Source organism: Brevibacterium linens ATCC 9172 (genome assembly GCF_900169165.1).
In the GTDB taxonomy this organism is placed as follows: Bacteria; Actinomycetota; Actinomycetes; order Actinomycetales; family Brevibacteriaceae; genus Brevibacterium; species Brevibacterium linens.
The window spans coordinates 32,677-57,201 of sequence record NZ_FXYY01000017.1 but is presented as its reverse complement, the minus strand read 5'-3'; the positions used below and the strand labels follow the sequence as shown (position 1 = coordinate 57,201).

The 24,525-nt window shown below is 65.2% G+C and carries 23 protein-coding genes, 1 tRNA gene and 1 pseudogene; 18 read left to right on the top strand and 7 right to left on the bottom strand.

Annotated features, from left to right (window positions below):
- Positions 1-109: 109 nt before the first annotated feature.
- The gene (locus BLIN9172_RS12765; RefSeq protein WP_101555411.1) at positions 110-499 is read right to left on the bottom strand and encodes a hypothetical protein; all 390 of its coding nucleotides are present in this window, start codon (positions 497-499) and stop codon (positions 110-112) included.
- A 64-nt stretch (positions 500-563) separates the two neighbouring features.
- Between BLIN9172_RS12765 and BLIN9172_RS12760 the strand changes: the two genes are divergently transcribed.
- The 6 genes from BLIN9172_RS12760 to pth all read left to right on the top strand — a co-directional run bounded on the left by BLIN9172_RS12760 (position 564) and on the right by pth (position 5,832).
- Positions 564-635: transfer RNA gene (locus tag BLIN9172_RS12760), tRNA-Gln, on the top strand.
- A 32-nt stretch (positions 636-667) separates the two neighbouring features.
- A complete protein-coding gene (gene glmU / locus BLIN9172_RS12755; RefSeq protein WP_101555410.1) occupies positions 668-2,125 on the top strand; it encodes a bifunctional UDP-N-acetylglucosamine diphosphorylase/glucosamine-1-phosphate N-acetyltransferase GlmU in 1,458 nt (485 codons plus the stop codon).
- Positions 2,118-3,089 (top strand): ribose-phosphate diphosphokinase, encoded by a 972-nt coding sequence (locus tag BLIN9172_RS12750; RefSeq protein ID WP_025777652.1) that lies wholly within the window; start codon positions 2,118-2,120, stop codon positions 3,087-3,089. The genes glmU and BLIN9172_RS12750 overlap by 8 nt, the downstream gene beginning before the upstream one ends.
- Before the next feature lie 144 nt (positions 3,090-3,233).
- Complete coding sequence (locus tag BLIN9172_RS12745; RefSeq protein ID WP_101555409.1) at positions 3,234-4,250, top strand: alpha/beta hydrolase; 1,017 nt, start codon at positions 3,234-3,236, stop codon at positions 4,248-4,250.
- Positions 4,251-4,398: 148 nt separating this feature from the next.
- Positions 4,399-5,043 (top strand): 50S ribosomal protein L25/general stress protein Ctc, encoded by a 645-nt coding sequence (locus tag BLIN9172_RS12740; protein WP_101555408.1) that lies wholly within the window; start codon positions 4,399-4,401, stop codon positions 5,041-5,043.
- A gap of 189 nt (positions 5,044-5,232) precedes the next feature.
- On the top strand, positions 5,233-5,832 hold the full coding sequence (gene pth, locus BLIN9172_RS12735; RefSeq protein ID WP_101555407.1) for an aminoacyl-tRNA hydrolase: 600 nt from the start codon (positions 5,233-5,235) through the stop codon (positions 5,830-5,832).
- Between the two features lie 25 nt (positions 5,833-5,857).
- Here the strand turns inward: pth and BLIN9172_RS12730 are convergent, their stop codons facing one another.
- The gene (locus tag BLIN9172_RS12730; protein ID WP_101555406.1) at positions 5,858-6,574 is read right to left on the bottom strand and encodes a rhomboid family intramembrane serine protease; all 717 of its coding nucleotides are present in this window, start codon (positions 6,572-6,574) and stop codon (positions 5,858-5,860) included.
- A gap of 122 nt (positions 6,575-6,696) precedes the next feature.
- Positions 6,697-8,169, bottom strand: a complete 1,473-nt coding sequence (locus BLIN9172_RS12725; protein WP_101555405.1) for an arylsulfotransferase family protein — start codon at positions 8,167-8,169, stop codon at positions 6,697-6,699.
- A 103-nt stretch (positions 8,170-8,272) separates the two neighbouring features.
- Between BLIN9172_RS12725 and mfd the strand changes: the two genes are divergently transcribed.
- The 5 genes from mfd (at position 8,273) to eno (ending at position 14,931) form a co-directional block, all read left to right on the top strand.
- The gene (gene mfd / locus BLIN9172_RS12720) at positions 8,273-11,872 is read left to right on the top strand and encodes a transcription-repair coupling factor (protein ID WP_101555404.1); all 3,600 of its coding nucleotides are present in this window, start codon (positions 8,273-8,275) and stop codon (positions 11,870-11,872) included.
- A gap of 120 nt (positions 11,873-11,992) precedes the next feature.
- Entirely contained in the window at positions 11,993-12,187 is a 195-nt protein-coding gene (locus BLIN9172_RS12715) for a CsbD family protein (RefSeq protein WP_101555403.1), read from the top strand.
- A 61-nt stretch (positions 12,188-12,248) separates the two neighbouring features.
- On the top strand, positions 12,249-12,734 hold the full coding sequence (locus tag BLIN9172_RS12710) for a MazG nucleotide pyrophosphohydrolase domain-containing protein (RefSeq protein ID WP_240812113.1): 486 nt from the start codon (positions 12,249-12,251) through the stop codon (positions 12,732-12,734).
- A complete protein-coding gene (locus BLIN9172_RS12705; RefSeq protein ID WP_240812114.1) occupies positions 12,731-13,627 on the top strand; it encodes a tyrosine-protein phosphatase in 897 nt (298 codons plus the stop codon). Before BLIN9172_RS12710 ends, BLIN9172_RS12705 begins: the two co-directional genes overlap by 4 nt.
- A 23-nt stretch (positions 13,628-13,650) precedes the next feature.
- Complete coding sequence (gene eno, locus BLIN9172_RS12700; RefSeq protein WP_101555402.1) at positions 13,651-14,931, top strand: phosphopyruvate hydratase; 1,281 nt, start codon at positions 13,651-13,653, stop codon at positions 14,929-14,931.
- A 173-nt stretch (positions 14,932-15,104) separates the two neighbouring features.
- Here eno and BLIN9172_RS12695 read toward each other — a convergent pair whose 3' ends face one another.
- Positions 15,105-15,758, bottom strand: a complete 654-nt coding sequence (locus BLIN9172_RS12695) for a hypothetical protein (protein WP_101555401.1) — start codon at positions 15,756-15,758, stop codon at positions 15,105-15,107.
- A gap of 421 nt (positions 15,759-16,179) precedes the next feature.
- On the opposite strand from BLIN9172_RS12695, the gene BLIN9172_RS12690 reads away from it, so the two are divergent.
- The 5 genes from BLIN9172_RS12690 to BLIN9172_RS12670 all read left to right on the top strand — a co-directional run bounded on the left by BLIN9172_RS12690 (position 16,180) and on the right by BLIN9172_RS12670 (position 20,863).
- Positions 16,180-16,674: a septum formation initiator family protein gene (locus tag BLIN9172_RS12690; protein WP_101555400.1), complete on the top strand. Its 495-nt coding sequence runs from the start codon at positions 16,180-16,182 to the stop codon at positions 16,672-16,674.
- Positions 16,674-17,201 (top strand): DUF501 domain-containing protein, encoded by a 528-nt coding sequence (locus tag BLIN9172_RS12685; protein WP_101555399.1) that lies wholly within the window; start codon positions 16,674-16,676, stop codon positions 17,199-17,201. Before BLIN9172_RS12690 ends, BLIN9172_RS12685 begins: the two co-directional genes overlap by 1 nt.
- A gap of 8 nt (positions 17,202-17,209) precedes the next feature.
- Positions 17,210-18,157, top strand: coding sequence for a Ppx/GppA phosphatase family protein (locus tag BLIN9172_RS12680; protein ID WP_101555398.1), 948 nt, complete (start codon positions 17,210-17,212; stop codon positions 18,155-18,157).
- Positions 18,154-19,398 (top strand): S8 family peptidase, encoded by a 1,245-nt coding sequence (locus BLIN9172_RS12675; protein ID WP_240812115.1) that lies wholly within the window; start codon positions 18,154-18,156, stop codon positions 19,396-19,398. The genes BLIN9172_RS12680 and BLIN9172_RS12675 overlap by 4 nt, the downstream gene beginning before the upstream one ends.
- Before the next feature lie 91 nt (positions 19,399-19,489).
- Complete coding sequence (locus BLIN9172_RS12670; RefSeq protein WP_101555397.1) at positions 19,490-20,863, top strand: NAD(P)/FAD-dependent oxidoreductase; 1,374 nt, start codon at positions 19,490-19,492, stop codon at positions 20,861-20,863.
- A gap of 116 nt (positions 20,864-20,979) precedes the next feature.
- On the opposite strand, the gene BLIN9172_RS12665 is transcribed toward BLIN9172_RS12670, so the two are convergent.
- Positions 20,980-21,585 carry an NAD(P)-dependent oxidoreductase gene (locus BLIN9172_RS12665; RefSeq protein ID WP_101555396.1) on the bottom strand — a complete coding sequence of 202 codons (606 nt, stop codon included), beginning with the start codon at positions 21,583-21,585 and terminating at the stop codon, positions 20,980-20,982.
- Between the two features lie 112 nt (positions 21,586-21,697).
- On the opposite strand from BLIN9172_RS12665, the gene BLIN9172_RS12660 reads away from it, so the two are divergent.
- A complete protein-coding gene (locus BLIN9172_RS12660; RefSeq protein ID WP_101555395.1) occupies positions 21,698-22,087 on the top strand; it encodes a winged helix-turn-helix transcriptional regulator in 390 nt (129 codons plus the stop codon).
- A 27-nt stretch (positions 22,088-22,114) separates the two neighbouring features.
- Here the strand turns inward: BLIN9172_RS12660 and BLIN9172_RS12655 are convergent, their stop codons facing one another.
- Both BLIN9172_RS12655 and BLIN9172_RS12650 read right to left on the bottom strand, forming a co-directional pair.
- A complete protein-coding gene (locus BLIN9172_RS12655; RefSeq protein ID WP_101555394.1) occupies positions 22,115-22,555 on the bottom strand; it encodes a C45 family peptidase in 441 nt (146 codons plus the stop codon).
- 224 nt (positions 22,556-22,779) lie between these two features.
- On the bottom strand, positions 22,780-23,220 hold the full coding sequence (locus BLIN9172_RS12650; protein WP_101555393.1) for a hypothetical protein: 441 nt from the start codon (positions 23,218-23,220) through the stop codon (positions 22,780-22,782).
- 72 nt (positions 23,221-23,292) lie between these two features.
- Here BLIN9172_RS12650 and bioB point away from each other — a divergent pair.
- Positions 23,293-24,512 (top strand): annotated as a pseudogene (bioB, locus tag BLIN9172_RS12645) (biotin synthase BioB).
- Positions 24,513-24,525 lie beyond the last annotated feature (13 nt).

Sequence of the window (24,525 nt, the reverse complement as noted above, 5' to 3'; positions counted from 1 at the left end):
GATACCGTCAGCCCCAGACACGAGCCCCCACCCCTCAGAACTACCCGACGGCGGCTCAGCAACCTCGCGCCAGGTTGCTGAGCCGCCGTCAGGTAGCAATTGGGGAGGGTCAGTGGATGAAGACGGCCACGATGACGTTGATGACGGCGAAGGCCACCACCAGGTGAGCCATGGTCGCCGACGGGTTCTTCACCGCCACGGCACCGCCTTCGGCAGGGGCAGAGGCCGTGAACGCCTTCTGCTTCCGGTTGCCGATGAAGGCGAAGACCGTGACGAGGATCGCCACGACCAGTTTGATGCCGATCTTCATATGGTTGACGTCGTCATCGCCCATCTCGGCCAGGCCCACGAGCAGCAGTCCTGTGATCAGCTGCAGATAGGCGCCGTGCAGCATACCGGGCATCACTCTGGGGGAGCGGACGACGGTGAAATAGCCGCCGACGATGATGGCCATGCCCAGCAGATGCAGGGTCAGCAGAATCTCGCGTAGAATTTCCATACAGTTAATCGTAGTGGCATGATGGTGTCTCGTGAGCGCGGGCCCCTCTACTGGTGCACGCTGTTCCGCCCTGGTGTAATGGCAGCACGCCGGCCTTTGGAGCCGTGCAGTATAGGTTCGAATCCTATGGGCGGAGCTGGCCCAACCCGACATGCGAAGGATTCAACTATGTCGCAGACTCATCCGACCGCCGTCATCGTTCTGGCAGCGGGCCAAGGCACTCGAATGAAGTCGGCTCTTCCCAAGGTGATGCATCCCATCGGCGGCCGCTCCCTGCTCCACCACTCCGTCGCCGCCGCGGCGGGAACCTCTCCCGAACACCTCATCGTCGTCGTCCGCCACGAGCGCGATCAGCTCGTCGCCCACCTCGACTCCCTTCCCGTGTCCTCCCAGCGGAGCCTGCTCATCGCCGACCAGGATGACGTCCCGGGCACCGGGCGGGCCACCGAATGCGCACTGACACAGCTGCCCGAGGACCTCAGCGGAACCGTCGTCGTCACCTACGGCGATGTGCCCCTGCTGACCACGGAGACGATCAACGGGCTCGTCGAGATCCATGAATCCGACGCCAACGCCGTGACCGTCCTGTCCGCCGAGGTGGCCGACCCGACCGGGTACGGCCGCATCGTCCGCGATGCGAACGGTGCCCTGCTGAGCATCGTCGAGCAGAAGGATGCGAGCGAGACCGAACGGGCCATCCGTGAGATCAACTCCGGAATCTACGCCTTCGACGCCTCCGCACTGCGGCAGGGCCTGGCCTCTCTGACCACCGACAACGCGCAGGGTGAGAAATACCTCACCGATGTCATCGGCTTCTCCCGTCAGGCCGGTCTGTCCGTTGCCGCCACCGCGACCGACGACCTGTGGCAGGTCGAGGGAGCGAACGACCGTGTGCAGCTGGCGAACCTCGGCAAAGAGCTCAACCGCCGGCAGTGTGAGAAGTTCATGCGTGCCGGAGTCTCCATCATCGATCCCGACACCACGTGGATCGACGTCGACGTCTCCATCGCCGCCGATGCGACGATCCTGCCGGGCACCCAGCTGCTGGGCGCCACCGACATCGGAGCCGGCGCCGTCGTCGGCCCCGACACCACGCTCAAGGACACCGAAGTGGGGGAGAACGCCAAGGTCGTGCGCGCCCACGGTGAACTCGCCGTCGTCGGCCCGGAAGCCAACGTCGGACCGTTCGCCTACCTGAGGCCGGGCACCAAACTCGGCGAGTCCGGAAAGATCGGCACCTTCGTGGAGACGAAGAACGCCGATATCGGCAAGGGTGCGAAGGTGCCCCATCTCTCCTACGTCGGCGATGCTGAGATCGGGGAGGGGTCGAACATCGGAGCGGCCTCGGTGTTCGTCAACTACGACGGCGTCAACAAGCACCGCACCGTCATCGGCAAGCATGCACGCATGGGCTCGGACAATATGTATGTCGCCCCTGTCACCGTGGGCGACGGCGCCTATTCGGGTGCAAGCACGACGGTGCGCAAGGATGTCCCTGCAGGAGCGCTGGCCATCTCGGTGGCCCCGCAGCGCAACCTGGAGGGCTGGGTCCAGACAAACCGTCCCGGCACGCCCGCAGCGCAGGCGGCCGAAAACGCATCCGAAGGGGAACGGATCAGTGAATGAGATAACGACGGCGGGCGATAAGAAGCTCGTCCTGGTCAGCGGTCGGGCGAATCCCGAACTCGCCGAACAAGTCGCGGAGAATCTGGGGACCGAACTCCTCCCCACCGACATCTACAACTTCGCGAACGGCGAGATCTACGTCCGCTACTCCGAGTCAGTGCGCGGCAGCGACGTCTTCGTCCTGCAGTCCCACTGCGCTCCCATCAACGAATGGCTGATGGAGCAGCTGATCATGGTCGACGCGCTCAAGCGTGCTTCGGCCAAGCGCATCACCGTCATCGCTCCGTTCTTCCCGTACGCCAGGCAGGACAAGAAGCACCGCGGACGCGAACCGATCTCCGCCCGTCTCGTCGCCGATCTGTACAAGACCGCCGGCGCCGACCGCATCATCACCGTCGACCTGCACACCGCGCAGATCCAGGGCTACTTCGACGGCCCCGTCGACCACCTGATCGCGATGCCGATCCTCGCCGGCTACGTCAAGGACAAGTATCCCGGCGACCTCGCCGTGGTCTCGCCCGACGCCGGCCGCATCAAGGTCGCCGAGAACTGGTCGAACTCGCTGGGCGGAGTGCCGCTGGCCTTCATCCATAAGACCCGTGACATCACCCGACCGAACGAGACCAAGGCCAACCGCGTCGTCGGTGAGGTCGAGGGGCGCACCTGCGTGCTCGTCGACGACATGATCGACACCGGCGGCACCATCGTCCAGGCCGCCGATGCCTGCATGGCCGCCGGCGCCAAGGGCGTCATCGTCGTGTCCACCCACGCCGTGTTCTCCGGCCCGGCCGTCGAGCGTCTGTCGAACTCCGTGGCCGAAGAGGTCATCGTCACGAACACTCTGCCGCTGAGTGAGGACAAGATCTTCGACAAGCTCACCGTGCTCTCCATCGCTCCGCTCATCGCCCGTGCCGTGCACGAGGTCTTCGAAGACGGATCGGTCACGAGCCTCTTCGAAGTCTGATCCCGAGGGCTGAGGCCCCGTGATCCGCGCAATCGCGCCGGATCTGATGCGAACCCCGAGTCGATGCGACTCGGGGTTCGCATCGTCTGGACTGCCGTGAGGTCCTACACTGGAGACAACGCCTAAGCGAAGGGATCAGTGACGATGTCCTCACACGATTACAACCGGTACCGCGTGGACGTCCCCGGCGGACAGCTGTCCGTGGGAGTGTGGGAGCCGGTGGCGAGCGGTCCCGGCCGTGTCCCCACCGTGTGCGTCATCCACGGCATCACCTCCAATCATCTCTTCTTCGCGGGCCTCGTCTCCTCCCTGCCCGGCATCCGCATCATCGGCCCCGACCTGCGCGGCCGAGCCGACTCCCGCACCCTGCCCGGCCCGTTCGGGATAGCCGCGCACGCGCAGGATGTCATCGCCGCCGTCGATGCCTTCGCTCCGGAGGGCCCGGTCACCCTGGTCGGGCATTCCATGGGCGGGTTCGTCGCGATGACCCTGGCCGGAACGGCGGGTGCGCAGAACCTCGAGACCGGCGCCGAGGCGGCCCGCCGCTTCCGTGGTCCCGTCCTCATCGACGGGGGCCTTCCCCTGCCGGTGGGGCAGTCCCATGGCGACGGACCGGTCGATGACCTCAACGACGAGGACCTCGACACCGATGACCTCATCGCCGCCGTCCTCGGCCCGGCCGCCGAGCGGCTGTCGATGAGCTTCGGCAGTGTGGAGGAGTACTTGGCGTTCTTCGCCGCTCATCCCGCGTTCGTCGACGGTCTCGACACCGTGGCGACCGAGAGCTTCGTCTACGATCTGGCGGCCAAAGACGATCACTCGTTCCAGCCGTCGACCTCGGTGGAGGCGATGCAGGCCGATTCGGCCGATATGTACACCGGCTCCGCCTACCGGGAAGCCCTGGATGCGGTCATGGGCAGTGATGACTCCCAGGCCGAGGTGGTCTTCCTCTTCGCCGAACGCGACCTCGTCGCCGCCGAACCGGGGCTGTACCCGCCGGAGACGATCGACGACTTCGCTCGTCGGTGGCCGCGGATGGACATCGTCGACGTGCAGGGGACGAACCACTACGACATCCTTCTCACCGAATCCGGAATCGACGCGTGTGCTGCGGCCGTGACCTCTCGGATTGGTGCCGAGACAGACGGTGCCGTAGAATAGCCGGGTTGCCTCGGCGAGGGAGACTGATGTCTCCGTGATCGACGCGGTCCTGTCCCACGAAGCGAGCCCACGGGGTTCGAGATTCGCGTGGGTGCTCAGGCTGTTTCGCCGTGGTGCTCGAAGGTAAGTTCACCACGAAGGGAAGAAAATGGCTGACTTCAAACTTCTGGCCGAAGCTCGCAACGAGTTCGGCAAGGGCGCAGCGCGCCGCATCCGCCGCGCGGGACGCATCCCCGCGGTCATCTACGGTCACGGCGGAGATCCCGTGCACGTGTCGCTCGAGGGCCACGCCACCATGCTGGCTCTCAAGCACGCCAACGCTCTGCTCGAGATCGAAAGCACCGACGGATCGAAGAACGTCCTCGCCATTGCGCGTGACGTGCAGATCGAACCCGTCCGTCGCGATATCGAACACCTCGACCTCATCATCGTCAAGCGCGGCGAGAAGATCGAGGTCGACGTGCCGATCCACGTCGTCGGAGAAGCCGCTCCCGGCACCATGGTCTCGCAGGAAGAGTCGACCATCGCCATCAAGGCCGATGCGACCAAGCTGCCCGAGATCATCGAGGTCTCCATCGAAGGCCGTCCCGCCGGCGAGCACCTCCTGGCCGGTCAGGTCGAGTTGCCTGCAGGCGTCGAGCTCGTCGCCGACGAAGAGCAGCTCATCGTCAACGTCTCCGAAGAGATCGAGATGGACACCGAGTCCGATGCCGAGGAAGAGTCTGCTGAAGAGTCGACCGAGGACGAGGCTGCTGAGGAGTCCGGTGCAGAAGAGGCCTCCGAAGAGGAGTGATCTTCTCTCCTCGCTGCACCCAAAGGTGCCGTGAGGAGCACTGACTGACTACGCGGTTCGGTGGGTCGCCCGGTGGGCGGCCCACCGAATATGTGTGTCAGGAGAGAACCCGGCAGCTGACTCGCCCGGCAGCGAGCAGCAGCATCACTTCCCGGTCATCGGGCACGGACACGACGGACAAGGACGGCAATGTCGAACGACGCATGGTTGGTCTTCGGACTGGGCAATCCCGGACCCAAGTACGAATCGACCCGGCACAACATCGGACAGATGGTCATCGCCGAACTCGCCTCCCGCATCGGAACTTCACTGACACGGACGAAGCTGCGCGCGAACGTCGGCACCGGGCGACTGCCCGGCGGCAGCGTGCCCGGACTGCCCGGTCCGCGGGTGGTGCTGGCCACCTCGACGGGATACATGAACGAATCCGGCGGACCGGTGCGCGCGCTGGCTGACTTCTACGGAATCGGCACCGATCGAATCATCGCCGTCCACGACGATGTGGACATCCCCTTCGACGCCATCAGAGCCAAGCTCGGCGGGGGAGAGGGCGGACACAACGGTCTGCGTTCGATGACCTCGGTATTGGGGACGAAGGACTATCTGCGGGTGCGAGCAGGAGTCGGACGTCCGCGGGGGCGCCAGGACACCGCCGATCATGTGCTGCGCCCGTTCTCGAAGGACGAACGCACGATGCTGCCGATCTTCGTCTCCGACCTCGCCGACGCCGTCGAAGAGCTCATCGTCAACGGACTCACCGATATGCAGCAGAAGTTCCACTCCCGCTGATCAGGGTGCGGGCGCTGCCCGGGATTCAGGCCGGCTTCTGCGTCTCCGGGCGGCGGTGCAGCCACCACGCGGCGAAGATGCCGCCGGCGAATCCGAACAGGTGGCCCTGCCACGAGATGTCGTTGGTCTGCGGCAGCATGCCGAAGATCATCGATGCCCCGTAGGTGACGAAGATGAACAGGCCGATCGCGAAGTAGATGATCTTGCGCAGAAGGTCATCGGTGAACCACGTGCGCAGGGCGAGGTAACCGAAGAATCCGAAGACGATGCCCGACGCTCCGACGATGTGCTGGCCGGGCAGAGTCGTCAGCCACGCGCCGAGCCCGGAGCTGAGCGCCGTCATGCCCGTGACCGTCCAGAAGCGCCGCCTGCCCTCGAACGCGATGACGATGCCGAGGACGAAGAACGGGAAGGTATTGGCCAGAAGATGGCCGAAGCCCGAGTGCAGCAGCGGCGAGGTGATCAAGCCGTAGAGCGAGAGCGGATTCCATGACTGCAGGCTGAAAGCGTCGAGGTCGAGAGGCAGGATCGCGTCGACGATCTCGACGACCCACATCACCGCCAGGACGATCAGCACCGGAGCGAACCGAGAGAGCAGATGCGGCCGGTCGACTGTGGTGTTCAGGTGCGCGACCGGGAGATTCGCGGAACGACCGGTGCGGGGATCGCCGGAGTCGGTGGAGTCAGAGCCGAAGAGGAGGCGGGATTCCTCGGCGGAGAAACGAGGGGAGTGGTCGGTCATGGTCCAATTGTGGGCGATGAAGATTGGAGAACCCCGAACATCCGGGCCGCCCGGTCAATCGTGATCGTACCGTTAGGCACGTTATCGCCTCGAAATATTCACGGCCCGGCAAGCCCCTGGAGCTATCTGTTCCGGGACTCCGCTCTGGTCGACCCGAGGGACTTGCCGTCGGCGTCGAGAGCTTCGACGATGATCGTCGAACCGTTCGGGGTGATGTCCGCCGCCGTCTCGAAGCCGGTGCGTTCGACCTCGGTGTTCTCGACCAGGTGCTCCTCGTCGTCTCCGCTGAGCACTCTCCACGAAGCCACCTCGGTGGCTCCGTTCCAGCTCATGTGCACGCGGGTGATGTCGGCCTGCGGCTGCGACTTCGTCGCGGTCGGGGGAACGGTCGGCTGGGCATGCCAGTCGAACCGGTAGGCCCGGTAGTTCGATCCGCCGGTGAAGGTCAGATCGGCGAGCAGCTTGCCGTCCTTGGAGAATTCGGAGACGTAGGGTTCCGAACCCCAGCCGAGGACGACGTTGCCGTTGGGCAGCTCTTGGAAGTTGCCCTGACTGCCCGACGAACGGTCGTCGGGGGCGGGATACTCCGTGACCACCTCGGCGCGTTTCTTCTTCTCGTCGACGTCGAGGCGCAGACCGCGGGTGTCGCCGAGCCGAGGCGCGGCATGGTTGTCGAACAGGGTCAGCGTTCCATCGGACCGGCGCTGGGCATCGTGCTGCCAGGCGAACTGTGCGCCGTCGCCCATCTCGAAGTCCGAGGCCTTGCCGCCCAGGACCCAGTTGAGGTCGGCGCTCGTCCGGTCGAGCTGGTAGACCGCATGAGTGTTGCGTGCCGAGACGAGCAGGGACTTGCCGTCGTCGTCCTCGGACACGGAGTTGAGGTGGATGTAGTCGAAGGGGTCGTCCTTCGTGCCCTCACCGTCCTTGAGCTCCGCCTCGGGCTGGTCGACGGGGACGGCATCGAGGGAGTGCCACTCGAACAGCGGATCACCGGTTGCGATGTCGACCTCCTGGACGATTCCCTCCCAGGCCCAACCGTCCTCGTCTCCGCCGACGGAGCGCAGATCCGTCTGCGTCTTGACATAGGAGATGAGGAACATGGTGTCATCGGCGGTGATGGTCGTCTCGTGCAGGTCGGAGGTGTCCTTGGGGAGCTCTCCGCCCATGCCGACACGGGCGATCTCCCGATACGAGGTGTCGACGATGACGACCTCACCGGCGGTGTGCGGCGTCTCGGCCAGCCCCTCCCACCAGGTGAGCACCGGCTGCCCCTGATATTCCTGGACGCGCAGATCCCACAGTGCCTCGGCCTCGTTCCGGATCCACACCGGGTCACCGGCGGAGTCGAGGATGAGGCCGCCCACCCAGGACTTGTCGTCGGTCTGCGTCTGTCCCTTCGGAGCGAGGAACGTCTCCAGCTCTCCGTTGTCGTCGGGGAAGGACCCGGAATCGATGTTGACCTTCGGCGGGGCGAGTTCGGGGCGGGAGCGGAAGTCCCAGCGTTCGGCGACGGCGATGTCGTCATCGGCATCGGCCGTGCACCCTGTGAGCAGGAGAGCCGCTGCGGCCAATCCTGAAAGGACTGTTCTCTTCATGAGCGAATGCTCATCCTCACACGTTTTCGGCTCCCGCGCCCCTCCACCGTTTCGATTCGTGTGCCGAATGGGTCGTGTCAGCTGCGTGGCCTAGACTGTTCGGGTGCTCAACGGACTTGATCTCACCCGCCGGAATCCCACCATCACCGAACTCGTCGCGGCCTTCAACGACGCGAACACCGCCGGTGGAACGATCGATGCGATCAAGGGACTGTGGCCGTCGATCCTGCGCCGCACCGTCACCCCCGACGGGGCCTCTGCGCCGCAGCTCATCGTCACGGCCACGACGCGTGAGGCCGAAGACCTCGCCCAGGCGCTGGCCGACTGGGTGCCATCGGCGTCGATCGCGATCTTCCCCAGCTGGGAGACCCTGCCGCACGAGAAGCTGTCGCCGCGTTCGGACACCGTCGGTCAGCGTCTCGAGGTGCTGCGCCGCCTGGCCCATCCCACTCCCGGTCGAGAGCTGACTTTCATCATCGCGCCCGTGCGCGCCTTCCTCCAGCCCCTGGCCAAGGGGCTCGGCGACATCGAACCGGTCGAGCTCGCCGTCGGCGACGAATGTGAGATCGATGCCCTGGCCGAACGGCTCACCGAACTCGCGTACTCCCGCGTCGACATGGTCTCCAGACGCGGCGAATTCGCGGTCCGCGGCGGAATCGTCGATATCTTCCCGGCCACCTCGGAGCGGGCGCTGCGTGTGGAGTTCTTCGGCGACGAGGTCGACGAGATCCGCGAATTCTCCGTCAGCGACCAGCGCTCCATCCCCACCGAAGACGGTGACGCACCCGTGGACCTGTCGGCACCGCCGTGCCGGGAGCTGCTCCTGACCGATTCGGTGCGGAAGAGGGCCGCAGAACTCGCCGAGGAGGTCCCCAGCGCCGCCGATATGCTCGACAAGATCGCCGGCGGAGTCGCCGTCGAAGGCATGGAGTCGCTCACCGCCGTCCTCGCCGACGGGATGGAGCCGCTCATCGCTCTGCTGCCGCCCACGTCGAAGATCATCATCACCGAACCAGAACGCGTCGACGCCCGCGCCGCGGATCTCGTGGAGACGACGAACGAATTCCTCGAAGCCGCCTGGACCGGAGCCGCCGGTGGGGGTCAGACCCCGATCGACCTGTCGGCCGCCAGCTTCCGCACCGTGGCCGAGATGGCCGACGGCGCTCGCCTCATCGGCCTGGCCTGGTGGGAGATCGGCGGATTCGCCGCCGACGAGGAGCTCGCCGGCCCCGAAGAGAACATCTTCTCCGTTCCCGCGCGCATCCCGAAGGGCTATGCCGGCGACGTCGAAGCGATCCTCGCCGACGTCAAGGGACTCATCCACGACCGGTGGCGCATCCTAGTGCTCACCGAGGGCCAGGGGCCCGGCCGACGCATGGTCGAGGTGTTCTCCGAAGCCGGAGTGCCCGCCGCCTTCGTCGATGACCCCACCGATCTGCCCGAAGCCCTGGTGACCGTGACGACGGCCGCCTCCTTCGGCGGATTCGTCTTCGACGATCTCAAGCTCGCCGTGCTCACCGAAGCCGATGTGCTCGGTCGGGCGGCGGCCACCTCGACGCGGGACATGCGCAAGCTGCCCACCCGCCGTCGGCGCAACCAGGTCGACCCGCTCAACCTGGCACCCGGCGACTACGTCGTCCACGACCAGCACGGTGTCGGGCGATTCGTCGAAATGACGCAGCGGACCGCGGGCAAGGGTGCGAACAAGCACACCCGCGAATACCTCATCATCGAATACGCACCCGCCAAACGCGGACAGCCCGGCGACCGCCTCTATGTCCCCAGCGATGCGCTCGACCAGGTCACCCGTTATGTCGGCGGGGAGAGCCCGAATCTCAACAAGATGGGCGGCGCCGACTGGCAGACGACGAAGGCGAAGGCCCGCAAGGCAGTCAAGGAGATCGCCGGAGAACTCATCCGCCTGTATTCCGCCCGTCAGGCCACCGTCGGCCACGCGTTCGGGCCGGACACCCCCTGGCAGCGCGAACTCGAGGACGCCTTCCACTATGTGGAGACCGCCGACCAGCTGACCACCATCGACGAGGTCAAGTCGGACATGGAGAAGACCGTGCCGATGGATCGTCTGATCTGCGGCGATGTGGGCTACGGGAAGACGGAGATCGCGGTTCGTGCCGCGTTCAAGGCGATCCAGGAGGGCAAACAGGTCGCCGTGCTCGTGCCGACGACGCTGCTCGTCCAACAGCACTATGAGACCTTCGCCGAACGTTACTCGGGATTCCCCGTCACCATCGGCGCTCTTTCCCGGTTCCAGACCAAACAGGAATCCGAGAAGGTCAAGGAGGATCTGGCCGACGGCAGACTCGACCTCGTCATCGGCACCCACCGGCTGCTCAGCGGCGAAGTGCGGTTCAAGGAACTCGGACTCGTCATCATCGACGAGGAGCAGCGCTTCGGCGTCGAACACAAGGAGACGCTCAAGGCGCTGCGGACGAACGTCGACGTCCTCGCCATGTCGGCGACCCCGATCCCGCGCACCCTGGAGATGGCCGTGACCGGCATCCGCGAGATGTCGACCCTGGCCACACCGCCGGAAGAACGGCACCCGGTGCTGACCTATGTGGGCAAACGCGAGGACAAGCAGATCAAGGCAGCGATCCGCCGCGAGCTCATGCGCGAGGGACAGGTCTTCTACATCCACAACAGGGTCCGCGATATCGAAGCCGTTGCCGGTCACATCGCCGAGATGGTGCCCGAGGCGCGGATCGCCATCGCCCACGGCAAGATGAACGAGACACGACTCGAACAGGTCATCGTCGACTTCTGGGAGAAGAAGTACGACGTGCTCGTGTGCACGACGATCGTCGAAACAGGAATCGACATCGCGAATGCGAACACGCTCATCATCGACAATGCCGACCGCTACGGGCTCTCCCAACTGCATCAGCTGCGCGGACGTGTGGGCCGTGGACGCGAACGTGCCTACGCCTACTTCCTCTACCCGCCGGACACGCAGCTGACCGAGACCGCACACGACCGTCTGACGACCCTGGCCGCGCACACTGAACTGGGGGCCGGGATGCAGGTGGCGATGAAGGACCTCGAGATCCGCGGAGCCGGCAACCTGCTCGGCGGTCAGCAGTCGGGCCATATCGAAGGTGTGGGCTTCGACCTCTACGTTCGCCTCGTCGGCGAGGCCGTGGCGAAGTTCCGCGGTGAGGAGACCGAGCCCGAGGCCGACATGCGCATCGAACTGCCCGTCGACGCCCACCTGCCGGCCGACTACGTCGATCACGAACGACTGCGACTCGAGGCCTATCGGAAGCTTGCTGCGGCGACCGACGAAGCACAGCTGCAGGAGGTCCTCGACGAACTCACCGACCGCTACGGCCCCTATCCGGAACCCGTCGGCGTCCTCGCCGATGTGGCCAGGCTGCGCATCCGCGCCCGAGCCTCCGGGGTCAACGACATCGTCATGCAGGGCAACTTCATCCGCTTCGGACCCGTCGAACTCTCCGACTCCCAAGTGGTCCGGCTCAAACGCCTGTATCCGAAGTCGCTGCTCAAACCGGCGTTGCGCTCGGTCCTCGTGCCCAAACCGATGGCCGGCAGCGGATTCGACTCCAAGGAGATGACCGATTCGGACGTTCTGCGGTGGGCTCACCAGTTCCTCGACGCGATCCTGCCGGTCATCGAGTCCGAAACCGCGGAGGTCAAGGAAGCCGGTGCCGCGAAGAACGGTTGAGAACTCGCCGACTGTTCATCGTCGACCGGCCCGCGTGTCAGTGCAGTGGCGTAGAGTGCCAAGCGCGGAGGCTTGCAGCAGCAAGTGCATCTCACACAGCTGTCTACTAAGGAGTATCCCATGGGTGTTGGCGACAAGTTCGAGAACAGGGCCGAAGACCTCGGTGGTCGCGCCAAGGAGGCCGTCGGCGACGTGACCGGTGACGACGAGCTCAAGGCCGACGGTGCCACCGATCAGCTCAAGGCCAAAGCCAAGGACGTCGGCGAGTCCGTCAAGGACCTCGGCGCATCGGTCAAGGACAAATTCTCGAAGTGACCGGCGAACCGGCCCTCACCGCTTGTGGTGAGGGCCTTTCGTGGCGGCAGGAGGATCTTTCGTGGGTGAACGTGACGAGCAGGGAACGGACCGGATCGGACCGAGTCAGGCCGAACCGCGGCTGCAACCGGTGATCGACGCGATGGCGACTCTGCGGCGACGCTGCCCCTGGTCGAGCCGGCAGGATCACCAGAGCCTGGAGAAGTACGCTCGGGAGGAGACCGACGAACTCATCGATGCTCTCGAGGATTTCACGACCGCACCCACGCCTGAGAACCGGGCGGCCGTCATCGAAGAGCTCGGCGATGTGTTCTACCAGGTGCTCTTCCACTCCGCCCTGCTCGATGAGAGCAGCGGGCAGGTATACGGGCACAGCCTCGGTGCCATCATCGATGGCCTCGAGGCCAAACTCATCCGTCGTCATCCCCTGGCGTTCACCGGTGATTCCGGGGACGAGATGGCATCGTTGGATGACGTCGAACGCGAATACCGTCGGATCAAAGCAGAGGAGAAGGCCGCGGTGCGGGACGAGGACAGAACCCCATGAGTCTGGAGAGACTCGAGATCGAAGGCACCTTCAATTTCCGTGACCTCGGAGGACCCGTCACCGAGGCGGGGGAGCATCGAGTGCGATCCGGGAAGGTGTTCCGGGCTGACGGTCTGGCGCAGCTGAGCGATCGGGCGCGCGCCGACATCGGCGGACTCGGCATCGGCACCGTCATCGATCTGCGCGATATCGGCGAGCGGGCGAAGCTGCCCGATGCGCTCGGTGACCTCGACGTCCGCCATATCGAGCTGCCGGTCTTCGATGACCATTTCTTCCCCAGCCGACCGCTGAGCAGGGAAGAGATGAAAGCCGCCGCCGAGGCGACCGGAATTGATCTGCGCGACCGGAGCCTCGGCCGCATCTACGAACTCATGATCGCCCACTTCGGCCACCGGCTGGCCGTCGCCGTCGATCTGATCGCCGAACACTGCACCGAAGGCATGGTCTTCCACTGCTCTGCCGGGAAGGATCGCACCGGTGTGATCGGAGCGTTCCTGCTCGAGCTCCTCGGCGTGGGACGCGAGGAGATCGTCGCCGAATACGCCATCACCTCCACCCACCTGTCCGGGGGATTCCTGGAAGCGATCACCCGGAACTTCTCCGATGCAGGCATCTCCGGCAACCTCGCCCAGACCGCCACCGCCGCACCAGCCGAACTCATGCACGAGGTCCTCGATCGGATCGCGGCCGAGCACGGGGCCGCCTCGGCGACGAACGGGGGAGCGCCTGGGGGGAGTCGAAGCCTACCTGCTCGCCCACGGGATGGACCCGGCGACGCCGGGTCGGCTGCGGCACTGCCTGCTCGAGTCCGAGCCCAACCGGGGCTCGGACAGAGGGTGAGCCTGGCCGCGCGGTGCATTAAGCTGTCCTGCAGGCACATGTTCCCCATGTGAAACCGAACGCTAAGGAGTACTCAGTGGCCGAGATCGTTGCCGCAAACGCCCGTGAAATCCTGGATTCCCGGGGAAATCCCACCGTCGAGGTGGAAGTGCTGTTGGCCGATGAGTCCGTCGGTCGCGCCGGAGTCCCCTCCGGTGCCTCCACCGGTGAGTTCGAAGCCGTGGAGCTGCGCGACGGTGATCCGGAGCGCTACCTGGGCAAGGGCGTCACCCAGGCCGTCGACGCCGTCGTCGACGAAATCCACGAAGTCGTCGTCGGGCTCGAAAGCGACGATCAGCGTCTCGTCGACCAGGCGCTCATCGAACTCGACGGCACCGACAACAAGTCCCGCATCGGCGCGAACGCGATGCTCGGAACCTCTCTGGCCGTGGCTCGCGCGGCAGCGGTCTCGGCCGATCTGCCCCTCTACCGCTACCTGGGCGGACCGAACGCACACGTCATGCCCGTGCCGATGATGAACATCCTCAACGGCGGATCCCATGCCGACTCGAACGTCGACATCCAGGAATTCATGATCGCCCCGATCGGCGCCGCCAGCTTCCATGAAGCGCTGCAGTGGAGCGTCGAGGTCTACCACGCGCTCAAGGGCGTGCTCAAGGAGCGCGGACTCTCGACCGGGCTCGGCGACGAGGGCGGATTCGCTCCGAACCTCGACTCCAACGCTGCGGCACTCGACCTCATCATCGAGGCCATCGACATCGCCGGGCACCGTCCCGGACGCGATATCGCCGTTGCCCTCGACGTGGCGTCCTCGGAGTTCTACTCCGACGGAGCCTACGAGTTCGAAGGCGGCAAGAAGACCGCCGAGGAGATGGCCGCCTACTACGAAGAGCTGCTGGCGAAGTACCCGCTCGTGTCGATCGAGGACCCCCTCGATGAGAACGACTGGGACGGCTGGGCGACCCTGACCGAGACGATCGGGTCGAAGGTCCAGCTCGTCGGCGACGACCTGTTCGTGACCAACCCCGAGCGTCTGCAGCGCGGGATCGACAACGCCACGGCGAACTCGCTGCTGGTCAAGGTCAACCAGATCGGCACCCTGACAGAGACCCTCGACGCTGTGTCGCTGGCACAGACGAACGGCTACACCACGATGATCTCGCACCGCTCCGGCGAAACCGAGGACACGACGATCGCCGACCTGGCCGTGGCGACCAACGCCGGTCAGATCAAGGCCGGTGCCCCGGCCCGGTCCGAACGCGTCGCGAAGTACAACCAGCTGCTGCGCATCGAAGAGCAGCTCGGCGATGCCGCACGCTACGCCGGCCGCAGCGCCTTCCCGCGCTTCGAAGCCTGAGGTCAGCAGGTTCCTGAACTCCCCGAGGCGGGGGCGGGGGGGCGCATCGACCCCCCGGCCCCGCCTCGTCGTCTGCCGCTCCGGCGTCCCCACCTCATGGTCTCCCATCCCTGCCGTGACGATTCCCTGCTGCCGGTAGTCGGTTTTCGTGCCACCATCTGTCACCAGTCGTCTCATGCCTGCCCATCGGCGACATTCCGCTTCGAGCTCTTGTCGGGGAACACCTGAGCCGAGATACAGCTAGCCGGTGCCGTCGATCTCGATGACGAGTCGCGCCCGGCGGCGACCGCCTCGGCGGGGGATTCGCGACGGGAATCAGCCAGGTCGATGGCCAACCGCACTGTGGAGCCGTTGCGCTTCTCCAGAGATTGGGCGAGGGTCGTGAGGATCTTCTCTCTGGTCGTCAGCTCTCGGTGCAGCGCATCATCGATCATGGGCACGGAGACGTCGAGGTTGCAGCTGCGGGCAACGTCGATGAGTGTGGGTTCGAGCGTGGTGAGCTCGGCACCCCCGATCCTGGCGCGATGAGCCTGTGGAATCTGATTGCCGCGGACATGGATGCTCTTGAAGCGACGGTTGACGCCGGGACGGACGACCTCGATCTGGTGTGTGACGGGGGAGGGGACAGGCAGGCCGTGGATGAGAGCCGCCGAGATGTGCGAGTCGATCTCCTCCGGCGGGTCGGGTTTCGAACCGTCCGTTCTCTGATCGGCCCGTTGGCTGAAGTGCCCAGACAAAGAAGCGTTGAGTTCGTTGACCTCGTCGCGGATGTCCGCGTGGTTGAATCCGAGTCGGACGATTTCCTCGGTGCTCAGAAGTTTGTACATGTCACTGAAGTGCACCTAATGACATCAAAAGACAATAGATCGCCCTCGCGCTGTGGGTAGCCTTGTGGATAGTTGAGGTTTGCGCGGAGCGATCGGCAGGCATCGGAGGTCTGAGGGAAAGAGATTGCGGGCATGCATCACCGTTGGCCGCATAACCCACTGCAGGAACGAGGGGGTTTGCCGTGAACGGTGAGGGGTGCGTTGCCAGGTGCAGGAGAAGCGGCCGCCGGGAGGGAGTGGCGGTGAAGGTGAGGGGAGGCTCCGGATGCTGAGGGTCAGCGAGCACGCTGCAACGTGATGGAAGATACGTGAGAACCGAACACGCCACGGGCCCGAAATCCTCGCGCAGAGAATGCGGACACGGCACACTTGGAGATGTTGCGACACTCTTCCCCGATCCCCAGTCGCAGAGGAAAGAAGCATGGTCCCGAGCAAGCCCAGACGAAGTGCCCCGAAATCGGCTCCTGGCAAAGCCGCCCCTCGTCGACGCCCGAAACCGGTCATCGAAGCCGATGCCGGCATGGACGCCGAGGCGCGGAGCCGCCGCATATCGCTGCGCACGGGCATCTTCCTCCTCGTCATCGCCGCCGTCCTCCTCGCCTTCCTCTCGCCCCTGAACGCCGCCCTCAAGCAGGCCCAGCAGATCGCCGCCCTCAACGAGGAGATCGAGACGACGAAGGCCGAGGTCAAGAGCCTCGAGGAGAAGAACGAGAACCTCAGGGACCCCGATTACATCAAGCGCAAGGCCCGTGAAGACCAGTACTACGTGGAGAAGGGCAAGAACGCGGTCATCGTCACGAACCAAGAAGCTGTGGACGACGAAACCGAGTCCGCACGGCCGGTTCGCAAGCAGGCCTGGTACCTTGAGTTGCTGGAGTCCATTCAGGAGACCGGAAACACCGTGGAGAAGAGCTGATGATCACAGAGTGCACCGAGGCGGATTTCGCAGTCCTCGAAGACCAACTCGGACGCATTCCCCGAGGCGTCGTCGGCATCGCCGCTCGAAGCACCGCCGGTGAACCCCTCGTCGTCGCCACGGCCCCCCGCCTCGAAGACGGCACTCCGTTCCCGACGACCTTCTACCTCACCCATCCCGCCTATGTGTCCGAATGCTCACGGCTGGAAGCATCGGGAATCATGGCCGAGTGGACCGCCGAGATCGGCGATGACGAGGACCTTGCCGCCGCCTATGCCGCCGCGCACCGTGCCTACCTCGACGTGCGCTCAGAGATCGGGTCCGCAGCGGGCCTGGCGGAAGTCGAGGAGATCAAGGACTACTCCGCCGGCGGAATGCCGAACCGGGTGAAATGCCTCCACGCCCTCGTCGGGCATTCGCTGTCCGCCGGGCTCGGTGTCAACCCGATCGGTGATCGCGCGCTGTCGTTCATGAGCGATGTGCCGCCGCTGGCCGAGGCCGCTGCCACCCCGGAACCGACCGACTAGGACCTGCCATGCGTGTTGCCGCCTTCGACTGCGGGACGAACTCCCTGCGTCTGCTCATCGCCGATGTCGCCGCCGACGGCACCCTCACGGACCTGCGCCGTGAAACCCGGATAGTCCGCCTCGGCCAAGGCGTCGACGCCACCGGCGAGTTCGCTGCCGAGGCGCTCGAGCGCACCTTCTCCGTGGCGAAGGAATTCGCCGAGGTGGCCGCCGACTACCAGCCGGAGAAGCTGAGATTCGTCGCGACCTCGGCCAGCCGCGACGTGAAGAACCGGGATGAGTTCTTCGCCGGGATCTTCTCGATCCTCGGCGTCGTCCCCGACGTCATCGCCGGTGAGGAAGAGGCCCGACTGTCCTTCCTCGGCGCCACTGCCGGGCTCACGGATGCTGATGGACCGTATGTCGTCATGGACCTCGGCGGCGGATCGACCGAACTCGTCCTCGGCCACGATGATGTCCGAGCGGCAGTGAGCATGGACATCGGGTCGGTGCGTCTGACCGAGCGCCATATGCCCGTCGAGACACCCGACGACGCTCAGATCCAGGCGGCACTTGCCGATATCGACGGCCAGCTCGACCAGGCGGCCCGTATCGTCGACTTCTCCGCACCGCGGACCTTCATCGGTGTCGCCGGCACCGTCACCACCATCACCGCAGGTATTCTCGGGCTCGAGAGCTACCAGCGAGAGCGTATCCACGGAGCGCATATCAGCGTCGCGGACGTGGCAGACGAATCCCGCAGTCTCCTGTCCATGGACCGCCAGGCTCGCACGGATCTGCCGTACATGCACCCCGGACGCGTCGATGTCATCGGCGCCGGATCGCTGATCTTCGCCCGGACCGTCGACCGCTTCGACCAGGCAGTGACGGCCGCCGGGGGATCGCTGGACATTCGGGTCTCCGAAACCGACATCCTCGACGGGACCGCGCTCGATCTTGCGCTGACGAGCTCGTGAGAGGCGCCGCCCGACTCCTCGCCGTCATGACCGTCGTCCTCGGACTCGTCGTCGGCACCACCCAGCCGGTCATGGCCGCGCCGAAGGCCGGGCCCGGCCAGTGGTTCATCAAGGACTACGGGATCGACACGGTATGGAAGAAGTCCACGGGCAAGGGCGTCAAGGTCGCAGTCATCGACTCCGGCGTCAACACCGACCACGAAGACCTCAAAGACGTGGTGACGAAGTCGAAGGACTTCAGCGGCTTGGGCAAGGACGGAAAGACCCCGATCGGCGGGAAGACCACGATCCACCACGGCACCGCCGTGGCCGGAGTCATCGCCGGCCGAGGAGTCGGTGCCGGACCGACCGGCGTCGCCCCGGACGCAGAGATCCTGTCGGCGTCGATGTGGCTGGGCCCCGACCGCCCGAAGGAGTCCGGATCGACTCGAGAGCAGGCCGATCAGGCCATCCGGTGGGCCGTCGACTCCGGTGCGAAGGTCATCAACATGTCCTTGGGCTGGGACGATCCGGGTTGGCCGGAGAGCTGGGACGAATCCTTCGCCTACGCCTATGAGAAGGACGTGCTCGTCGTCGCCTGCGTCGGCAATGCCTCACAGGGAGCGACCCAGGCGTGGTCGCCGTCGACGGTCCCCGGCGTCATCGGGGTGGGCGGACTCGACCAGAACGGAAAGGTCCTTCACGACTCCACCGCCCCCGGCACGGCCGTCGACCTCATGGGCCCGGCCGAGGACATTCCCATCCCGTACTACAGCGGCGGCTACGCCGAAGGTCAGGGGTGCTCATTCGCCGCTCCTATCGTCTCCGGTGTGGCAGCGCTCATCCGCTCCGAGAACCCGGACCTCAGCGCCGATGAGGTCCGCGCCAAACTGCAGTCGAGCGCCGAACCGGTCGACGGTCACAAGGGCGTGAGCAAGAAGGGCAAGCCCGACCCGATCGTCGGCTGGGGCCGCGTCGACCCGCAGGGGGCGGTCAAAGCGAAAGTGCCCAAAAACGTTTCCTCCGCCGAGGATGAGCTGGCGGATTGGGTGAAGATGCATCGTCGCGGGGATGCGAAGGCCGAAGAGACCGAAACCGCCGCTCCGGATGAGTCCGAGAGTCCGAAAGCTCTCGCACCGACCGACATCGTCGCCAGGAAATCGACACCGACTCTCGGCTTCGCCGTTCTCGGTGCCGGTGCCCTGATCGCCCTGGTCCTCATGATCACCTCGGTCGTCTCCTTCGCCCGCCGTCGACGCTGAAACCGGGAGACGAAACTGCTCTGATCTGGGGCGTTCGAGTCCGTGAGACAAACAATTAGTGAAAGTTTTCACAAGGGTCTAGCATGGGATTATGGCACTCATCAGAAACTCAAAACTGCGTCCACGAATCCTCGTTGTCGGCGGCGGCTCTGTCGGCCTGCTCGCCGCTCAGAATCTGCTGAAGAACCTCGGTCGGGGCGAAGCCACCGTCACTGTGGTCGATCCCAACCCGTACATGACCTACCTGCCGTTCCTCCCCGAGGTGGCAGCAGGGTCGATCGAGCCCCGTCACGCTGTGGTGCCGCTGCGCCGCAACCTGCCGGGTGCCGAGGTCATCACCGCGAAGGTCACCTCGATCAACCACGCGGAGAAGTTCGCCACCATCGAACCCGAGAACGATGAAGCGTTCGAACTCGACTACGACCACATCATCCTCGCCTCCGGTTCGGTTGCCCGTGCGCTGCCGATCCCGGGCCTGAAGGAGAACGCGATCGCGCTCAAGCGCATCGAGGAAGCCGTCGCCCTGCGCGACCACCTGCTGTCCCGCCTGGCCGACGCCGCTCTGATGGAAGATGACGAAGAGCGTCGCAAGGCTCTGACCTTCGTCTTCGTCGGTGGCGGATTCGCCGGCATCGAGCTGCTGACCGAACTCGAGGACATGGTCCGTTCGGCCATCGCCCAGTACGAGACGCTGACCGAAGCCGATGTCCGCTTCGTCCTCGTCGAGGCCCTCGGCCGCGTCATGCCCGAGGTCGGCGAAGCTCAGGCCCGTTGGGTCGTCGAGCACATGCGCGAACGCGGAATCGACGTCTACCTCGAGACCTTCCTTCAGGACTGCACCGACAAGCACGTCAAGCTCTCGAACGGCGAAGAGTTCGACGCTGACACGATCGTCTGGTCCGCCGGTGTCAAGGCCAACCCGATGCTCATCGACTCCGACCTGCCGATCAACGAACGCGGCAACGTCACCGTGCGCGCCGACCTGCGGGTCGAGGGCGATGACGGCGTCGTCGAGGGCGCTTGGGCCGCCGGCGACAACGCTGCTGTTCCCGACCTGTCCGGCGGCGGAGTGGCAGGCTTCTGCGTGCCCAACGCTCAGCACGCCGTGCGTCAGGCCCCCGTGCTGGCTGCCAATGTGCTCGCCGCACTGCGCGGAGAGACCGAGTTCAAGCAGTACTTCCACAAGACCATCGGTACGGTCGCCGGTCTGGGCGTGTACAAGGGTGTGTCGCAGATGGGCGATTTCGAAGCCCGCGGAATTCTCGCCTGGCTCATGCATCGGGCGTACCACGGCTACGCCATCCCGACCATGGATCGCAAGGTCAAGGTTTTCGGCAACTGGTTCCTCAACGCCGTCCTCGGCCGCGACGTCATGCCGCTGGCAGACCTCGATGTTCCGCGCAAGAACTTCGTCGAGGCCGCCAACTCGCAGCCGGCTCCGAAGAAAGAGCCTGCCAAGGCCTGATTCGAGGCAGCCGGTGCCATCCGGCGATACGCCCTGATGAGACGACTGACGCCGGGGATGCAATCGCATCCCCGGCGTCAGTCATATCTGCAGACGCTGCAGTGAGTGAGCCCTGCTCAGTTCGCCACGGTGAAGCGGGCGTCGATGTGCGCAGGCTCGGCGATCTCATCGACCATGGCCACAGCGAAGTCCTCGGCCGAGATCGAGTCGCCCGCTGGCACCTCGAGCTCGACGTTGTAGGAACCGGTGCGCTCACCCGGAGCGATCTCCGGGGCGGGGGAGATGAGCGTCCACGGCGAGGGGTTCGCCGCACGCAGCAGTTCGAGTGCCTTGGTGCCGGTCTCTGCCTCAGCCTTGTACGCGGGAGGGAAACCCTCGGTGTCCTTGAGCATCGTGTCCCCGGCGAACAGGGAACCGGCACCGCCGACGACGAACAGTCGGGTCTCACCGCTGGCCTTCGCCACGGTCGACAGAGCGTCGAGCCATTCCTGGTGGTTCCCGCCCGTGCGGCTGGGTCCGGTGGTGGAGACGAGGACATCGTGGTCGGCGGCCATGCGTGCTCCGAGCTCCGCATCCGCCATATCACCGGCGATCGAGCGCGTCGCGCCGTTCACCTCGGTGCCGGAGCGAGTGATGGCGGTGACCTCGATCCCGCGGGAGGCCGCCTCGGCGACGACGCGCGAGCCGATCATTCCCGATGCTCCAAAGAGTGCGATCTTCATAAGAGTCCCTTCGTTCGACGTGCAGCGCAGGCGCGATGCACGGTGGAAGTCAAAGTCTGACCTTCCTAAGGTATCTTTGGGATATCGAGTACCTCAAGGATACTATTGAACCATGAGTGTGAGAGTTCGATGGGAAGGCGATGCCTTCGACCCCGAATGCCCGACCCGAGTGGTGCTCGATCGGGTCGGGGACAAGTGGACGGTGCTCATCGTCGACATCCTCGACACCGGTCCGAAGCGCTTCAACGAGATCCGTCTGGCCATCGGCGGAATCACTCCGAAGGTGCTGACCTCGACCCTGCGGTCGCTTGTCGCCGACGGCCTCATCCAGCGCGAGGTATTCGCCGAGGTGCCGCCGCGGGTGGAGTATTCGCTCACCGACCTCGGTCGGTCACTGCAGGAACCCGTGGCCGCACTCCGGACGTGGGCAGAAGCCAATGTCGCGGAGATCGTCGAGAACCGGGACCGTCACGACGAAGCACACGTGTCCGCGGGCATGTGAACGTTCCCCAAGCCAGAGCTCGAGCGATCAGCTGGAGAGGGTGAAGTCATGTGACTTCTCCGCGATCACCCGCAGGGTGCCTTTGCCGAGGTCGTAGACGCTCTGCCATTGAGTGTAAGCCTGGCGCACATCGTCGAGCAGGCCGACCGCCTCGTTGACGGAAACCTTCCCAGCGGCGGCCGAGAGTGTGTCCGCGCAGGTGCAGTAGCGCCACTGTCCGCTGCGCTGGGCCTCGGACGTCGTGGACATGTGGACGTTCTCCAAGCGCATCCACGGCTGCCCCTGCGGGGGTCGGATGACCTGCATCGTGCCGGCGTCGTATTCGACGACGGCTTTCGCCCCCGTGCCGTCGGCGACCAGATAGTGCAGTCCTGGACCGCCGGTGAAATCGACATTGTGGTCGTCGAAGAGGTCGAGGGCGTCCTCGAGTCTCTCCGCGTGGTCGAGCACCATGCGCTGGATGTCCAAGGCGCCGAACCACCGATGAGCACCGATCGTCGACTCAGGGGAGTGGGAGGCGGATTCAGGGGAGTTGGGCTCGATCTCTGATGTGCCATGTGCTGTCCGTCCTTGGACGCAGGGGGCCGAGAGGGCATCGGTCCGATGCAGGTCATCGGTGTGGGGTGAATACTGTCAAAGTCGTTTCGCTCGGCCCGGGCAGGCGATGAGGGCGGCACACCGAGTGCTGCACATCAGGCGCGAGCGAGCTGTCCGAACACGGTGACGAAATCACGCAGGGCTCCTGCGACCCGATAGATCCGCGGCTGGCCGGAGTAGACCCAGTTGTTCGTGATGATCGAGGCGCTGCCGCCGTTCGTCGCCTGTTTGAACTCGGCGACGTCGAGCGTCGCGAGATGGTCCGCGACGAGGCGGCTGCGCAGGTCCGGGCCCATCTGCTTCCAATGGTCGGCGGCTTCGAAGCCGACCTCCGTCCATTCGCCACCGATCTCGCGGTAGGCGAGGGGACGGCAGGGAGCACTGATGCATTCGCCGAGCGGCGGTGCTCCAGAGTCGGCAACATCGCTGTCGACGTCGAGGAGTGCGGCCGGTCCGTCCGCCTCGGCGAGGCGCGGGTCGTCCGTTCCGTCGACGCACTGTGAGTGGTCGCTGACGGTGAGAAGCGCGTAAGTCATCACACCATTCTGCCTGCTCGGGCAACAACGTGGGATTTTGTACCTTCCTGAACAGTGTTCAATAATGGCAATATGGATAGCTATCAAGTACTCGCCGAGCGCGTGCTCGCCGGCGATCCGGCCACCGCCTCCGATGCCCGCACGATCCTGTCGTCGTCCGACGAGGACCTCCTCGACCTTGTCGCCGCTGCCTCCCGGCTGCGCCGCGAGCATTTCGGCAATCGCGTCAAGGTCAACTACCTCGTCAACCTCAAATCGGGACTCTGTCCGGAGGACTGCGGCTATTGTTCGCAGCGCTTGGGTTCCGAAGCCGACATCCTCAAATACTCTGGCTGCCCAGGGAAGAGGCGAAGCGGCAGGCGGAATTCGGTCTGGCAGGGGGAGCCTCGCGGGTCTGCCTCGTCGCGTCCGGACGCGGTCCTTCGAACCGGGACGTCGAGCGTGTCTCGGGGATGGTCGAGGAGATCAAGACATCCAGTCCCGACGTCGAGGTCTGCGCCTGCCTCGGGTTCCTCAAGGACGGTCAGGCACAGCGACTCAAGGACGCCGGTGTCGACGCGTACAACCACAACCTCAACACTGCCGAATCTCTCTACCCCGATATCTGCACGACTCATACGTTCGCCGACCGTGTCGACACCGTGGACAAGGCGCGTGGTGCAGGGCTCTCCCCGTGCTCGGGGCTGATCGTCGGAATGGGGGAGACGGACGAGCAGATCATCGAGGCGATCGAATCGCTCAAGGCCGTTGACTCCGATTCGATCCCGGTCAACTTCCTCATTCCCTTCGACGGCACACCGCTCGAAGGAACCTGGACTCTGACCCCGCAGCATTGCCTGCGGATTCTCTGCGCCGTGCGATTCCTGTGCCCGGACCGCGAGCTGCGCATCGCCGGAGGTCGGGAGATGCACCTGCGTACGCTGCAGCCGCTGTCGCTTCATGTGGCCAATTCGCTCTTCCTCGGCGACTATCTGACCTCGGAGGGGCAGGCCGCCGAGGAAGACCTCGACATGATCGTCGACGGAGGCTTCGAGATCGTCGGAGCAGAGAGTGCCGAACGACTGCGTGATGAGCTCAAGGCTCACCGGGCATCCCATCAGGCCGCCTTCGCCGAGGTGGCGCCCGGTGACATGAAGAGCGACGGAACGTCCGCTGAGGCAGCAAAGTCCGCGAGCACCCTGCCGTGCGGCAAACCTCTGCCGACGGCTGGTCAAGAAGCCGACGACTCCGGAGTGATGATTCCGACGATCCGGCGCCGCGGCGCGGGCACAGAGCTCACGCCCAATGTCTGAGGCGGGACTACGG

What these genes read in the sequence shown, in the direction of transcription:
- BLIN9172_RS12745 (WP_101555409.1), top strand. Translation starts at nt 3,234, where the DNA reads ATGTCCTCACACGATTACAACCGGTACCGCGTGGACGTCCCCGGCGGA.
- BLIN9172_RS12670 (WP_101555397.1), top strand. Translation starts at nt 19,490, where the DNA reads ATGGCACTCATCAGAAACTCAAAACTGCGTCCACGAATCCTCGTTGTC.
- BLIN9172_RS12695 (WP_101555401.1), bottom strand. Translation starts at nt 15,758, where the DNA reads ATGTACAAACTTCTGAGCACCGAGGAAATCGTCCGACTCGGATTCAAC.
- BLIN9172_RS12740 (WP_101555408.1), top strand. Translation starts at nt 4,399, where the DNA reads ATGGCTGACTTCAAACTTCTGGCCGAAGCTCGCAACGAGTTCGGCAAG.
- BLIN9172_RS12765 (WP_101555411.1), bottom strand. Translation starts at nt 499, where the DNA reads ATGGAAATTCTACGCGAGATTCTGCTGACCCTGCATCTGCTGGGCATG.
- BLIN9172_RS12680 (WP_101555398.1), top strand. Translation starts at nt 17,210, where the DNA reads ATGCGTGTTGCCGCCTTCGACTGCGGGACGAACTCCCTGCGTCTGCTC.
- BLIN9172_RS12690 (WP_101555400.1), top strand. Translation starts at nt 16,180, where the DNA reads ATGGTCCCGAGCAAGCCCAGACGAAGTGCCCCGAAATCGGCTCCTGGC.
- BLIN9172_RS12665 (WP_101555396.1), bottom strand. Translation starts at nt 21,585, where the DNA reads ATGAAGATCGCACTCTTTGGAGCATCGGGAATGATCGGCTCGCGCGTC.
- BLIN9172_RS12705 (WP_240812114.1), top strand. Translation starts at nt 12,731, where the DNA reads ATGAGTCTGGAGAGACTCGAGATCGAAGGCACCTTCAATTTCCGTGAC.
- BLIN9172_RS12685 (WP_101555399.1), top strand. Translation starts at nt 16,674, where the DNA reads ATGATCACAGAGTGCACCGAGGCGGATTTCGCAGTCCTCGAAGACCAA.
- BLIN9172_RS12725 (WP_101555405.1), bottom strand. Translation starts at nt 8,169, where the DNA reads ATGAAGAGAACAGTCCTTTCAGGATTGGCCGCAGCGGCTCTCCTGCTC.
- glmU (WP_101555410.1), top strand. Translation starts at nt 668, where the DNA reads ATGTCGCAGACTCATCCGACCGCCGTCATCGTTCTGGCAGCGGGCCAA.
- pth (WP_101555407.1), top strand. Translation starts at nt 5,233, where the DNA reads ATGTCGAACGACGCATGGTTGGTCTTCGGACTGGGCAATCCCGGACCC.
- BLIN9172_RS12715 (WP_101555403.1), top strand. Translation starts at nt 11,993, where the DNA reads ATGGGTGTTGGCGACAAGTTCGAGAACAGGGCCGAAGACCTCGGTGGT.
- BLIN9172_RS12730 (WP_101555406.1), bottom strand. Translation starts at nt 6,574, where the DNA reads ATGACCGACCACTCCCCTCGTTTCTCCGCCGAGGAATCCCGCCTCCTC.
- BLIN9172_RS12650 (WP_101555393.1), bottom strand. Translation starts at nt 23,220, where the DNA reads ATGACTTACGCGCTTCTCACCGTCAGCGACCACTCACAGTGCGTCGAC.
- BLIN9172_RS12660 (WP_101555395.1), top strand. Translation starts at nt 21,698, where the DNA reads ATGAGTGTGAGAGTTCGATGGGAAGGCGATGCCTTCGACCCCGAATGC.